The following is a 13,523-nucleotide window of genomic DNA, read 5'->3' as shown; positions in this document are numbered from 1 at the left end:
GGCAAGGTCGTGCTCCTGTCACTTCGCGACGTACGGGCCGTCTCGAAGACAGGGCAGCCTCCGGATCTGTGACAACGCGGTACCGAGGCGTGCGTGCTCGCCAGGTCAGCGCGTGAGCCACTCCCGGTAGGTCGTCCCGGCGATGACGGCGCCCTCCTTGGCGACGAGGGCGTCGCCCGAGGCGGCGGCGTACAGGCCGGCGCCGTCGTCGGTGACGACGGCGCGGTGGTCGCCGCGGGCGGCGAGGGTGATCCTGCCCAGCTCGTCGAGCGCGAAGACCTCGGGTCCGGCGATGTCCAGGGTGCCGCGCAGCGGGGCGCCCACGCTGACGTCGGCCACGGCCCGCGCGACGTCGTCCGCGGCGACGGGCTGCATCAGGACGGCGGGCAGGCGGACGGTGTGCTCGTCGGAGGTCCAGGACATGACCGTCTCGATGAACTCGAAGAACTGCGTGGCACGCACGATCGAGTACGGCACGGGACCGGCCTTGAGGAGGTCCTCCTGCAGCACCTTCCCCCGGTAGTAGACCGAGCCGGGCACCCGGTCGGCGCCCACGATCGACAGGATGACCGTGTGGCCGACGCCGGCCGCCGAGGCGGTGGTCAGCAGGTTGTCCGTGGTCGTCCGGAAGAACGCGGGTGACGCGTCGTCGAAGGTCCGCGGCTTCGTCAGGTTGACGACGACGGCGGCGTCCGTCAGCGCCTCGGCCAGGCCCCTTCCGGTGAGCAGGTCCAGACCCGTGGACGTCGAGTGCGGCGCCGCCTCGTGCCCGCGAGCTCTGAGGATCTCGACCACCCGGGAGCCGATGAGCCCGGTTCCGCCGATGACGGCGATCTTCATCTTCCGGCCTTCCTGGTGGCTGTCACGGGACCCCTGGGCACCCTGGGCACCCGGGGCCAGGGTAGCGACCAGGCTCTCTCCGGGGCGCGATGGAGGGGCCCCGGAGGCGACCGTGATCACAGCGGCATCGCGGGGATGCCGGGTGCGAACGGAGCCGAGATCGTGACCATGAACCTGTTGGAGTCGCCGCCGGACCACGCGGGTCACGCGGGCCACGCGGCGCGGATCGACGAGGTGCCGGCCGGGCGACAAGACGGCGGCGTCGCGGCGTTCGCCCCCGTCGCGCCCCGGCTCTTAGCGATCGGCCTGCGCGTCCTGCACGACGCGGGCGAGGCCGAGGACGTGGTGCAGGAGACATGGCTGCGCTGGTCCCGCGCCGACCGCTCCGCCGTCGCCAGCCCGCCCGCGTACCTGGCGCTGACCGCGACCAGGCTCGCCCTCAACGTCGCGCAGTCCGCCCGCAGGCGGCGCGAGACCTCCGCCGGTCCGTGGCTGCCGGAGACGGCGGACCCCTCCGCCGGGCCGGAGACGGCGGCCGAACGAGACGAGGAGGTCGGCGCCGCGATCCGGCTGCTGCTGGAGCGGCTGACCCCCGCCGAGCGCGCGGTGTATCTCCTGCGCATCGCCTTCGACTACCCCTACCGCCGGATCTCGCGGATTCTCCACCTGGGTGAGGATCACGCCCGGCAACTCCTGCGACGGGCCCACGGCCGTCTCGCGGGCGAGCGCCGCCACCCGGTGAGCGCCGCCGCGCACCAGCGGCTCGTACGGACGTTCGCCGCCGCCGCGCGGACCGGTGATCTCGCCGAACTGGAGGAACTGCTCGCCGGAGAAGTGGCGTGAGACGGGAACCACCCGGGCGCCGGCCCGGCCGGGTGCGCTGATCGTCCCGGGCTCAGCGGAGCCGGTCGTAGACCATGGCCATCTCGCCGAGTTCGCCGGTCTCCCGGTGGGCGAGCGTCCACTTCGTGGCCGGCAGGCCGTCGTCGAACAGCCGCTGCCCGCCTCCGATGATCTCGGGCAGGATCATGAGGTGGAGCCGGTCGACGAGGTCCGCCGCGAGGAGCGCCTTGATGACACTGGCGCTGCTGTTGACGAGGATGTCGCCCTCGCCGGTGGCCTTGAGATCGGCGACGACCTCGGCCGCGGGGGCGTTGACCACGCGGGTGCGCTCCCAGGGCGCCTCGGTCAGGGTGGTCGACAGGACCACCTTCTCCGCGCCGACCAGCCACTTGGCGTATCCGCGGTCACGCGGGTCGGCGTCGTCGTTGTCGGCGACCGAGGGCCAGTAGCCCATGAATCCCTCGGCGTTGACCCGGCCGAGCAGCGCCGTCGTCGCGCCCTGCCACATGCGGTTCATGTGGTCCCGGGCGACCTCGGTGACCACGTACGGGACGAAGGCGGCGAAGTCGCCGGGCCCGCCGGGGCCGTGGTAGCGCCCGTCGAGGGTGATGTTCAGGTTCGCGGTCACCTTGCGGCCGGTGGGGGTCGTGCTGGTCATGTCGTGCTCCTTGATTCGGCTTCTTTGGTGGGTGTGCCGGTGTCGTGCGGGCCGGCGGCGAGGATCGCCGCGAGCCGGTCGAGGCTCTGGCCGAAGCCGATCTCGACGCCCGCGACGAAGTCCGCGGAGTCGACCGTGCTGTCGGCGATCCGGAACCGGACGTCGAGGTCGGTGCCGGCCTCGGTCGGGCGCAGGCCGAGGTCCAGGTGCGCGGTGAAGGCGGAGCCGCCGCCGGGAAGCAGCGGGCGGAGCCGGTAGGCGAGGTGCTCACCGGGCCGCACCTCGTCCACGACCCCCTCGGCGCGCCCGGCGACCACGTCCGCCCCGCCGGTGTCCTCGGCGTCGCGGTACTCCTGGACGATCCGCCCGCCCGGCCGCGCCTCGAAGACGAGCTCGGAGACGCGCAGGTCGTCGGGCGTCCACCAGCGGGCGAGGAGGGAGGCGTCGGTCAGGTGACGCCAGACCAGTTCGGGGCTGCCGGCCAGTGACCGGTGGAACCCGAACGAGCGGCCGTCGGCCCATCCCGGCTCGCCGGCGGCGAGCCGCTCCGTGCGGAGGCTGAGCCCGTACCGGTCGTAGGTCTCGCGCGGGCCGCCGGCCCGGTCCGCGGTGTCGGCCAGGCGGCCGAGCGCGGCCGCCAGTTCCCGCAGCGGCTCGGACCGGAGGGCGTAGATCCGGCGCTGGCCGCTGCGCTGGGACGTGACGAGCCCGGCGCGCTCCAGGGCCTGCAGGTGCTTGGTGGTCTGCGGCTGACGCGCCCCGGCCAGCTCGGCCAGGACGCCGACCGGCCGGGGCCGCTCGGCCAGCAGGCTCACGAGCCGCCACCGGGCCGGGTCGGCCAGTGCGGTGAGGAGTTCGTCCACGACGAGAACTATTCCCCATCACGAATATTCGTGTCAAGGAATAACTTCGCCGGCGTGGTCAGGTGTGACTGATCATCACGTGCTTGACGCGGGTGTAGGCGTCGAGGCCGTACCGGGACAGGTCCTTGCCGGTGCCCGAGTGCTTGAAGCCGCCGTGCGGCATCTCCGGCACGAACACCTGGTGGCAGTTGACCCAGACCGCGCCGAAGTCCAGCGCGGCGGACAGCCGCATGGCCCGCCCGGTGTCCCTGGTCCACACGCTGGAGGCGAGCCCGTAGTCGACGCCGTTGGCCAGGGCGACGGCCTCGTCCTCGTCCGCGAACGGCTGCACGGTCACCACCGGGCCGAAGACCTCCTGCTGCACGATCTCGTCGTCCTGGCGCACCCCGGCGACGACGGTCGGCGGGAAGAAGAAACCGGGACGGCCGAGCCTGCCGCCGCCGGTGACCACGCGGGCGTGCGCGGGCAGCCGGTCGAGGAAGCCCGCGACCCGCTCGGCCTGGACCGCGTTGTTGGCAGGGCCGAGGAACACGCCCTCCTCGTCCGGGTGCCCCACCCCGAGCGCCCGCGCGGCCTCGGCGAGCGCCTCGACGAACCCGTCGTACGCGCGCCGCTCCACGAGCACGCGCGTGACGGCGGTGCAGTCCTGCCCGGTGTTGAAGAACGCCGCCGAGGCGATTCCGGCGGCCGTCGCGGCCGGGTCGGCGTCGGCGAAGACCAGTGCGGGAGCCTTGCCCCCGAGCTCCAGGTGGACGTCCTTGAGGTCGCCCGCCGCGGCCGCCATCACCTCGGCTCCGGCCCGCGTCGAGCCCGTGATCGCCACCATCTCCACCCCGGGATGGGCGACCAGCGCGCGGCCGGTGTCCCGGTCGCCGCACACGACGTTGACCACGCCGGGCGGGAACACCCGCGCGCACATCTCGCCCAGCAGCACGGTCGAGCCGGGCGTCGTGTCGGACGGCTTCAGCACCACCGTGTCGCCCGCCGCCAGCGCCGGGCCGATCTTCCAGGCGGCCATCATCAGCGGGTAGTTCCACGGCGTCACCTGGGCGACGACGCCGATCGGCTCGCGGCGCACGAACGAGGTGTGCCCCTCGGCGTACTCGGCGGCGCCGAGGCCCTCCAGCAGCCGCGCGGCTCCGGCGAAGTAGCGGACGGCGTCGACGGCCCCCTCCACGTCGACGCTCAGCGCGGTGGCGCGCGGCTTGCCGGTCGCCCGCACCTCCGCCTCGGCCAGCGCCTCCCTGCCCTCCGTCATCAGATCGGCCAGTTCCAGGAGCAGCCGCTGACGCTCGGCCGGGGTGGTGCGCCGCCAGGCGCGGGCGGCCTCGGTGGCGGCGGCGACCGCCCGGTCCACGTCCTCGCCGCCCGAGAGGGCCGCCCGGGCGTACACCTTCTCGGTGGACGGGTCGACCAGGTCCATCCACTCGCCGGACGCCGGTTCGCGGCTCTCTCCGGCGATCACGTTCCGTACCGTGTCCATAACCGGTCTCCCTCGATGTCCAGGAGTCCCTACCCACGGCCGGAGTCTCCGAAGACGGCCACCCGGGACGGACACGTGCCCCGGCTCCTGCGGCGGTGCGGGTCAGGCGTCGCCGCCGGGCGTCCAGTTCCGTACGGCCGGGGCATAACCGGCCGGCTTGTCCCCGACCTTGACGCCGGGGCTGACCAGCCAGCCCTGGTAGCCCGGCGTGAACATCCGGTAGACCGACGGGGGCGGCACGGCACTCGCCTCGTCGAGCCTCGCGCGCAGCTCGGCCGGCAGTTCGAAGTCGAGGGCGGCCACGTTCGAGTCGAGCTGCCCGGCGCTGCTCGCGCCGACGATGGCCGCCGCGATCCCGGGCTGGGTGGCGACCCAGTTCAGGGCGACCTGGGCCATCGCCACGCCGAGCTTCCCGGCGACCTCTTCGAGGGTCGCGAGGATCCGCCACTCCCGGTCGGTCCAGGAGAGTCCTGGTGAGCCGTCGCCGCCGAGCCTGCCCTCCCCCGGTCAGGCCGCGGTCCGCGGGCCGGTACTTCCCGGTGAGGAAGCCGCCGCCCAGCGGGCTCCACGCGGTGATGCCGAGGCCGAGGTTCTGCCCCATGGCGACGTGCTCCAGCTCGATCGCCCGGTCCACGAGCGAGTAGGGGAGCTGCAGGCTGACCATCGGCGTGAGGGAGTGCGTCTCGGCGAGGGTCTGCGCTCGCGCCGCGTACCAGGAGGGCACGTCCGACAGGCCCGCGTACCGGATCTTCCCGGCCCTGGTGAGGTCGTCGAAGGTCCGCAGGACCTCCTCGACGGGTGTGACACGGTCCCAGGTGTGCAGCAGGAACAGATCGACGTAGTCGGTGCGTAGGCGGCGCAGCGACGCCTCGACCGCTCTGATCATGTGCTTGCGGCCGTTGCCGCCCGCGTTGGGGTCTCCGGGGTCGACGCTGTTGGTGAACTTGGTGGTGAGCACCACCCGGTCGCGCACCCCGGCCTCGGCGATAAGGGCGCCGAGGATCGTCTCGCTCTCCCCGGCCGTGTAGAAGTCGGCGGTGTCGACGAAGTTCCCGCCCGATTCGAGATAGCGGCGGAAGATCGGGCGGGCCTCGTCCTCGGTCCTGCCGTACGCGGCGTGGAAGCCGCCGGTGCCGAAGTTCATCGTGCCCAGTGCGAGCCGGCTGACGCGCAGCCCGGAACGGCCGAGCAGGTAGTAGTGGTCGAGAGACATGGGGAGGACCCCTTCGTTCGGAAGGCTGATGAGTGTCGAACCGCGCGGTCCAGTCAGCTTGCGCGAGATAAAGTGGACCAGCAAGTCCAAAAGGGAGGGGGGTCATGCGCGCACTGACCCGCAAGGGGGCCGCGACCCGGCAGCGCATCCTGGAGGGCGCGGCGGCGCTCATCCGTGAGAACGGCGTGGCCGACACCACCCTCGACGACGTGCTGGCCGGCACGGCGACGAGCAAGAGCCAGCTCTTCCACTACTTCCCGGGCGGCCGGGAGGAACTGCTGCTGGCCGTGGCCCGCATCGAGGCCGACCGTGTGCTGGAGGACCAGCGGCCCCAGCTCGGCGACCTCACCTCCTGGCCCGCCTGGCAGGCGTGGCGGGACAAGGTCGTCGACCGTTACCGGAGGCAGGGCCGCCTGTGCCCGCTCAACTCCGTCACCTCCCACCTCGGCAGCCGTACGCCCGGGGCCCGGGCGGTCGTCACCGAGCTGATGCGCAGCTGGCAGGCCGAGATCGCGGCGGGCGTACGCCACATGCGGGACGCCGGGGAGATCGGCCCGGACGTGGACCCCGACCGCGCGGCGGCCGCGCTGCTGGCCGGGATCCAGGGCGGCGTGCTGATCCAGATGTCCACCGGTGAGACCACCCATCTGGAGGCCGCCCTCGACATGGGCCTCGCCCACCTCCGCGCCGGCGGTGCTCGGGCTGGTAAGGTGGCAGACGGTTTGTGATCGGAACCGAGGAGACCAGACGTGGCAGGTGACGACGACATCTCCGGGTGATACCGGAGGGTGACGGCCCCGGCAGGCGTGTGACCAAACCGCTGTCGGCGTGGCCTCATGTCGTCGTTTCCCCGTCCCTCCACCGGGCCCTTTGTCGCGCGCCCGGGTCACACACACCGAGGTCTCTTCCATGTCCGACGCGTTCATCGTCTGCTCCGGCCTGTCCTTCTCCTGGCCCGACGGCACCCCAGTCTTCACCGGCCTGTCCTGCACCATCGGCGGCGGCCGCACCGGGCTCGTCGCCCCCAACGGCGCCGGCAAGAGCACGCTGCTCAAGCTGATCGCGGGCGAGCACCGGCCCACCGCCGGCACCGTCGCCGTCGAGGGCGAGGTGGGCTACCTGCCGCAGAACCTCCCGTTCACCGCCGGCCTCACCGTGGCCGAGGTGCTCGGCATCGCCCCGGTGATCGCCGCCCTGGACGCCATCGAGTCGGGCGACGCGAGCGAGGAGCACTTCACCGCGATCGGCAACGACTGGGACATCGAGGAGCGCACCCGCGCCCAGCTCGACCGGCTCGGCCTCGGCGACCTCGCCTTCGACCGCCCGCTCGGCACGCTGAGCGGCGGCCAGGTCGTCTCGCTCGGCCTGGCGGCCCAGCTGCTCCGGCGGCCCGACGTGCTGCTGCTCGACGAGCCGACCAACAATCTCGACCTCGCCGCCCGGCGCAGGCTCCACGACGTGCTCGGCGAATGGACCGGCTGCCTGCTCGTGGTCAGCCACGACCGGGCCCTGCTCGACCGCATGGACCGCATCGCCGAGCTGGAGCGGGGCGAGATCCGCTTCTACGGTGGCAACTTCACCGCGTACGAGGCGGCCGTACGGGCCGAGCAGGAGGCCGCCGAGCGAACCGTGCGCAGCGCCGAGCAGGAGCTCAAGCGGGAGAAGCGGGAGATGCAGCAGGCGCGCGAGCGCGCCGAGCGCCGCGCGGGCAACGCCGCCCGCAACCTCAAGAGCGCCGGCCTGCCGCGCATCGTCGCCGGGGGCATGAAGCGCGGCGCGCAGGAGTCGGCCGGGAGGGCGGGCCAGATGCACGCCGCCCGCGTCGGCGACGCCAGGGCGAGGCTCGACGAGGCCGAGCGGGCGCTGCGCGACGACCAGCGGATCACGCTGGAACTGCCGGGCACGAACGTGCCCGCCGGGCGCACGGTCTTCCACGGCGAAGGCCTGCGGGCCCGCGACCTGTTCGCCGGGCCGGGTCTCGACATGACCATCCGCGGCCCCGAGCGCATCGCGCTGACCGGCCCCAACGGCGCGGGCAAGTCCACCCTGCTGCGCATCGTCGGCGGCGACCTGGCGCCCGACGGCGGCACGCTGCGACGGGCCGACGGCCGGGTCGCCTACCTGTCGCAGCGGCTCGACCTGCTCGACCTCGACCGCACGGTGGCCGAGAATCTGGCGGCCTACGCGCCCGGCATGCCTCCGGCGGAGCGGATGAACCTGCTGGCCCGCTTCCTGTTCCGGGGGACGCGGGCCCACCTGCCGGTCGGCGTGCTGTCGGGCGGCGAACGGCTGCGCGCCACGCTGGCCTGCGTGCTGTGCGCCGAACCGGCCCCCCAGCTCCTGCTCCTCGACGAGCCGACCAACAACCTCGACCTGGTGAGCGTGGCCCAACTGGAGAGCGCGCTCACCGCGTACGAGGGGGCGTTCGTGGTGGTCAGCCACGACGAACGGTTCCTCGCGGAGATCGGGGTCGAGCGCTGGCTGGAGCTCTCCGGCGGTCACCTCCGCGAAACCCGCGGCCCCCGTCCTGCCTGACACCCGGCCCTCGAGGCGCGCCCCGGTACCGCACGGCCTTCATACCCCGTGGGCGTAGTAGCCGGATGAGGGCCGCATCGTGACTGTTTTTATCTGAAAGGGCGCAGAAGGCTCCAAGGCCCTGCAATGCGTACCAGACCGTTATTGAGGATAGAGGTGAGCACAAGGGGTATCCCCCGTAGCGGGACGGGAATATAGCCTCGTTCGTCAAATGCCGGGGCTGGTCATGTCCATCGGAAACGCTCAGGATGGAAGTCATGCCGGGGCGATTATCACTATGGGCAGGCGGCCTTCTCATCGTTGCCGCCGTCGCGGGAACCGCGGTCTACTTCGCGGTGCTCGGGCTTGACAGAGCGGACAAGCTGGCGAGCGTCGTCGGAGCGCTGGCAGCGATAGCAGGCATAGGGCTGACGCTCTGTGGAATGTTTCAAGCCCGTCGCGAGGCCTCTGATTCGACGATAAGATCACCCGCCGTGCAGAACGTGATCATCGGAGGCTCTCAGTACGGCTCCGTCCTCCAGGCCAGGGACATCCACGGACCGGTGCGCTTCGGCGCGCCCGGCGCTCCGACACCGGAGAGTCGCGACAGCGATCTGTGACTACCCGGCTCCTTTCGCCTGGGCTCCCGGTTCACGGGATCGGGTACTGAGCGAAGTCGTACTGCATGGAGGGAGCCCTATCGGGCGGCATCGAGGAGTCGACCAGCGTGACGAATGGCTTACGTGTAGTCCTGGTCTCTTTTGCTGTGAGTGGTTTCAGACTTCTGTACGAAACCTGCGTTCAGGCGGGTCACACGCCGGTTGCATTCGTGCACGCTCGGTCGCTGCGCCAGCAGAGAACCACCAGCAGACGTTCTGCGGAGACCATGGCCGACATTGGCCTGGCGTTACCGCCAGGCATGGATCTACTGCTTCCCGGTACAGCCGGCGGAGTGGCGAAGGCGTTGGCCGGTTACCAGGCGGACCTCATCGTCGTGTACGGCTGCCCATGGAAGCTGACGCGGGAGGGTCTGCGAACCGCCCGACTCGGCGCCATCAACGTGCATACCTCTCTGCTGCCTCGTTACAGAGGGCCTATACCGGTTCACTGGGCCGTGCGCAACGGCGACCCGGAGACCGGAGTCTCCATCCACTGGATGGACGAGGAGTTCGACAGCGGGAACATCCTCGCGCAAAAGGGCGGTATCCAAATCCAGGACGACCTGGTCACAGAGAGGCTGTGGCGGGAGATCGACGAGGCCATCGCGGAACTGCTCCCTGGCGCCATCGAGCTCGCGGCCGCTGGCGCGGAGGGCGAGCCTCAGGACGAGGCGGGCGCTGACTATGGCAGCTGGATGGAGCCGGACTTCATGTTCGTGGACTGGAGGCGCGGTGCACGCGAGATCCACAACCAAGTCCGGGTCTTCCGGTTTGGGCTGTTTGGGCAGCGCGGGCCTTTCGCCCGGATAGACGGTGAGTGGATGACACTGCTGCGAACTGCCCTCGCTCCCGCAGATGGAGTGGAGATGACCTGCGGTGACGGACCGATCTGGATAACTGAGATGACACCTGCCATCCCTCCTGACCGCTGACCAGACGTCTCGTCCGAACAATCCTGGCCGACTGCTCACCCAGACGACAACTCGCAAAGGAGAAGACTGATGGCTCGTGCATGGGAGGCCGACCCTTCGGCGACGATGGTCCGGCGGCTCGGCAAATCGGCGGCCGAACTCGACTGCACCGGAAATGACGATGGTTGCCCCGACATCTGGGAACTCGACAACGGAGATATAGCGGTGATCGGTAGGGATCTCACGCGTTCCTACGAATCGCGCCTGCCAGAGAGTGTGGTCATCGCCGAGGATGAGAAGCTGGTTATCATTCCCCGGGTTATGCTCATCGCGGCCAAGGCGGACTTACCTGATGCGTGATCTTCTCGAGAAGTTCCATGGCGAGGAACTCACCAGAAAGGCTTACCAAGACGACTTCAGTGAGCATTTCTGGGCGATACGCGAGAATGCCTTCTGGAAGCTGGAACGGCGACAGGTGTTCCAGGAACCGGAGGACGAGAGCTGGACGGCGTATTCGGCTGGCGAGTGGAAGCGGTCGCTCCGACTGCTGGACGAGCGACGGGACGCCATCCGCGACTACTACCGGCGAATCGATAAAGCCGGGTTCCGGACGCGACGCGTACGAGTCGTAGAAGAACCGGTTACTCCTTATCTGCGCTGGGAGCTCCACCTCCTTCGTATTCGACACCAATATGGCGGTTCGGTGCGAGTGGTCGGCGCGGCTGACGTGCGACCGCTGGAGACGACGAATCTGCTGCCGGAACTGGTGGTGCTAGGAGACGACGTCATGTACGAGGTGCTCTACAACGAGCACGGCATTCTCTCCGGCGGTGTGCGATATGCGGATCATTCGCTCATTGCGCGTTGCAAAACGCTGATCGAACGCTTGTATCGTGCAGGCGAGGACGTGACGGATTACTTCGCCCGCAATGGAGCCACGCTCGAACTCTCCTGTTCCGGTGCCTGACGTCGTACGTCGGTTCCGGATCAACGCTGTCGTTCAGGGTCTCGAAAAATAGAAGGAAGGGAAACGGTGGGGTCCAGGAGACCGGAGGGCGCAGGCGACAGGCACGACGGGAGCACGCGTTCGGAGCTGTCCGGCAGTGCGGGCGATGTGGTGCAGGCGCGGGACGTGCATGGAGGAGTGCATTTCCACGGCCCGGTGTACGCGCCCGGACATGTCCCGCGCCAGTTGCCCGGCGACGTCCGCGGGTTCGTCAACCGGGTGAACGAGCTGGACAGGCTCAGAAAGGTACTGATCCCGGACGGCGACCTGTTCCGGTCCAGCGGCGTCTGCGTGATCGCCGGTACCGCCGGGGTGGGAAAGACCGCGCTCGCACTGCACTGGGCGCACCAGATCCGGGAGCGCTTTCCTGACGGTCAGCTGTATGTGAACCTGCGCGGGTACGACCCGGGCCAGCCGGTTACGGCGAACGAGGTTCTGGACAGGTTCCTGCGCGCTCTGGACGTCCCGGCGGCGGCGATCCCGCCAGATCCCGAAACCCGCTCGGCGATGTACCGTTCACTGCTGGCGGGGCGGCGGATGCTGGTGGTGCTCGACAACGCGGCGAAGGTGGCCCAGGTACGTCCGCTGCTGCCCGGCACAGACACCTGCCTAATAATCGTGACCAGCAGAGACCGCCTTTCCGGGCTGATGGCGCGTGAGGGGGCGCACCGCGTCACCGTTGACACGCTGCACGAGTCGGAGGCATTGGAGCTGATCCGCCGGGTGACCGCCGGTTACCGGGGAGAGGACGACCCGCAGGAATTGGCCGAGCTCGCGCGCCTTTGCGCCAGGCTTCCGCTGGCCCTGCGCATCGCGGCGGAGCGGGCCGCCAGCCGGCCCTGGATGCCGCTGCGCGAACTGATCCAGGACCTGCGTGACGAGTCGGCGCTCTGGGACGCACTCACCGCCGAAAGCGACGACGAATCCGATGCGGTGCGCACGGTATTCGCCTGGTCCTACCGCGCGCTGCCCGAACCGGCCGCACGGGCGTTCCGGCTCCTGGGTCTGCATCCGAGCCCGGAGTTCGGGGTGCCGGTCGTGGCAGCGGCCGTCTCGAGCGCGCCCGCCCAGGCCCGGCAGATGCTCGACACGCTCGTGGGCGCCCACCTCATCGAGCAGATTGGTCCCGACCGCTACCAGTTCCACGACCTGATGCGTGCCTACGCGGTGGACCAGGCCGTCGCTGAGGAGAACGCGAAAAGTCGCCACGAAGTGCTGCGGAGGGTGGCCACCTGGTATCTGCGCACCGCCGCAGGCGCTCAGGAGATGCTGGCGCCGCTCGACCGGCCGATCCGCCTGGGTCAGCCGGATCCATCTGTCAACGAGCTGACTTTTTCCGGATACCAGGAAGCGTTGCGCTGGTTCAATGTCGAGCTTCCAAATCTGGTCGCAGCCGTACGGGCGGCGGAGCAGAACGATCTGGACGACCTTGCCTGGCAGATGGCGGCCGTCACCCGTGGCTACTGCGCACGGCACAATCCCTTCGAGGCGTGGTTCGGACTGGCCTCCATCGGGCTGGAGGCCGCCCGCCGCGTCGGCGACTCGTACGGCGAGGCGGAGGTGCTCGAAAGCCTCGGTAAGGCGTATGTCCAGTCTCACCAGCTCGACAAGGGCGCCGAGCATCACCGCATGGCACTCGCGCTGAGGCGGGAAATCGGAGACGCCCTCGGAGAGGCCATATCGCTCAACGCCCTAGGGTTGGTCAACCTTCGCCGCCGCGATCTGCGCCAGGCCCACGCCGACTTCGAACAGAGCCTCGACGCGCTCAGGCCGCTTGACGAGCTCCGCTGGGAGTCGACCGTACTGGCGAATCTTGCCGAGACGGCCTATGAGATGGGCCGCCTCGATGAGAGCGCGGACTTCGCCGGGCGGGCGCTCGACGGCTTCCGCCGACTGGAATTTCCGGACGGGCAGGGGAACGCCCTGCGCCTGCTGTCCATGGCGCGACGCGAAGCCGGACATGCCGGTCAGGCCGCTGCGTACATCGAAGAGGCGCTGAGCATCGCGCGAGACCGGGCCAACCTCATGTGGGAGGGCTATTGGCTGCTTGAGCACGGCCAGGTGCAGCTGGCGGCCGGACGCCCCGCCGACTCACTGGTGTCCTTCCAGCGCGCGTCGAGTATCCAACGGCGCTTGGGCGACCGCAGCCGCGAAGCGCGGGCGCTGGATGCCACAGGCGAAGCGTACCGCGCGCTCCGCCGACCCACGGAGGCCCTTGATTTCCATCGCCGGGCGGTGGCAGTTCATCGTGAACTGCGAGATCAGTGGCAGCTGGCGATCGCGCTGGCGAACATGATGACGGCGATCACGCAGGCAGGGGCCGGCGAGGACCTCAGGTCGTACCGGGAGGAAGCGCTTACCGCGCTGACTGAGTTCGACGACGTCAGAGCCCGCGAGTTGCGGAGTCGGATCGGCAGCTGAAGAACGTCGGTTCGTGGTGAGAGAGAGCGCAGTCCGTGGACGCGCTCTCGGGGATAGCAGGCTCCGGGTTAGCTGTCTCGCTTGCGCGATGCCCGAAAGCCAAGGTCGCTGT

The 13,523-nt window shown here is 70.1% G+C and carries 13 protein-coding genes and 1 pseudogene; 8 read left to right on the top strand and 6 right to left on the bottom strand.

Annotated elements, in window-relative coordinates:
* Positions 1-105 precede the first annotated feature (105 nt).
* Positions 106-840, bottom strand: coding sequence for an SDR family oxidoreductase (locus F5972_RS27155; protein ID WP_150937221.1), 735 nt, complete (start codon positions 838-840; stop codon positions 106-108).
* Positions 841-1,008: 168 nt separating this feature from the next.
* On the opposite strand from F5972_RS27155, the gene F5972_RS27150 reads away from it, so the two are divergent.
* The gene (locus F5972_RS27150; protein ID WP_150937424.1) at positions 1,009-1,683 is read left to right on the top strand and encodes a sigma-70 family RNA polymerase sigma factor; all 675 of its coding nucleotides are present in this window, start codon (positions 1,009-1,011) and stop codon (positions 1,681-1,683) included.
* A gap of 52 nt (positions 1,684-1,735) precedes the next feature.
* Here the strand turns inward: F5972_RS27150 and F5972_RS27145 are convergent, their stop codons facing one another.
* From F5972_RS27145 to F5972_RS39470, 5 genes and pseudogenes are all read right to left on the bottom strand, one after another.
* A complete protein-coding gene (locus F5972_RS27145) occupies positions 1,736-2,341 on the bottom strand; it encodes a dihydrofolate reductase family protein (protein WP_150937218.1) in 606 nt (201 codons plus the stop codon).
* Positions 2,338-3,204, bottom strand: a complete 867-nt coding sequence (locus F5972_RS27140; RefSeq protein WP_150937216.1) for a metalloregulator ArsR/SmtB family transcription factor — start codon at positions 3,202-3,204, stop codon at positions 2,338-2,340. Before F5972_RS27140 ends, F5972_RS27145 begins: the two co-directional genes overlap by 4 nt.
* A 58-nt stretch (positions 3,205-3,262) precedes the next feature.
* A complete protein-coding gene (locus F5972_RS27135) occupies positions 3,263-4,687 on the bottom strand; it encodes an aminobutyraldehyde dehydrogenase (RefSeq protein ID WP_150937214.1) in 1,425 nt (474 codons plus the stop codon).
* Between the two features lie 102 nt (positions 4,688-4,789).
* A complete protein-coding gene (locus F5972_RS38965; RefSeq protein WP_263641865.1) occupies positions 4,790-5,128 on the bottom strand; it encodes an aldo/keto reductase in 339 nt (112 codons plus the stop codon).
* 85 nt (positions 5,129-5,213) lie between these two features.
* Positions 5,214-5,900 (bottom strand): annotated as a pseudogene (locus F5972_RS39470) (aldo/keto reductase); the annotation flags it as partial.
* A gap of 104 nt (positions 5,901-6,004) precedes the next feature.
* On the opposite strand from F5972_RS39470, the gene F5972_RS27125 reads away from it, so the two are divergent.
* From F5972_RS27125 to F5972_RS27095, 7 genes are all read left to right on the top strand, one after another.
* Positions 6,005-6,628 (top strand): TetR/AcrR family transcriptional regulator, encoded by a 624-nt coding sequence (locus F5972_RS27125; protein WP_150937212.1) that lies wholly within the window; start codon positions 6,005-6,007, stop codon positions 6,626-6,628.
* 181 nt (positions 6,629-6,809) lie between these two features.
* A complete protein-coding gene (locus F5972_RS27120; protein WP_150937210.1) occupies positions 6,810-8,435 on the top strand; it encodes an ABC-F family ATP-binding cassette domain-containing protein in 1,626 nt (541 codons plus the stop codon).
* 248 nt (positions 8,436-8,683) lie between these two features.
* Positions 8,684-9,034 carry a hypothetical protein gene (locus F5972_RS27115; protein WP_150937208.1) on the top strand — a complete coding sequence of 117 codons (351 nt, stop codon included), beginning with the start codon at positions 8,684-8,686 and terminating at the stop codon, positions 9,032-9,034.
* Positions 9,035-9,300: 266 nt separating this feature from the next.
* Positions 9,301-10,005: a methionyl-tRNA formyltransferase gene (locus F5972_RS27110; RefSeq protein ID WP_204286387.1), complete on the top strand. Its 705-nt coding sequence runs from the start codon at positions 9,301-9,303 to the stop codon at positions 10,003-10,005.
* Between the two features lie 69 nt (positions 10,006-10,074).
* A complete protein-coding gene (locus F5972_RS27105; protein ID WP_150937203.1) occupies positions 10,075-10,344 on the top strand; it encodes a hypothetical protein in 270 nt (89 codons plus the stop codon).
* Positions 10,337-10,951, top strand: a complete 615-nt coding sequence (locus F5972_RS27100; protein WP_150937201.1) for a DUF6879 family protein — start codon at positions 10,337-10,339, stop codon at positions 10,949-10,951. Before F5972_RS27105 ends, F5972_RS27100 begins: the two co-directional genes overlap by 8 nt.
* Positions 10,952-11,128: 177 nt before the next feature.
* Positions 11,129-13,411: an ATP-binding protein gene (locus F5972_RS27095; protein ID WP_225311937.1), complete on the top strand. Its 2,283-nt coding sequence runs from the start codon at positions 11,129-11,131 to the stop codon at positions 13,409-13,411.
* Positions 13,412-13,523: the final 112 nt, after the last annotated feature.

Source organism: Microbispora cellulosiformans, from assembly GCF_008728085.1.
Taxonomy (GTDB): Bacteria; Actinomycetota; Actinomycetes; order Streptosporangiales; family Streptosporangiaceae; genus Microbispora; species Microbispora amethystogenes.
Note: the sequence above shows the minus strand (reverse complement) of the source record. Positions and strands in the feature narration are given on the sequence as shown.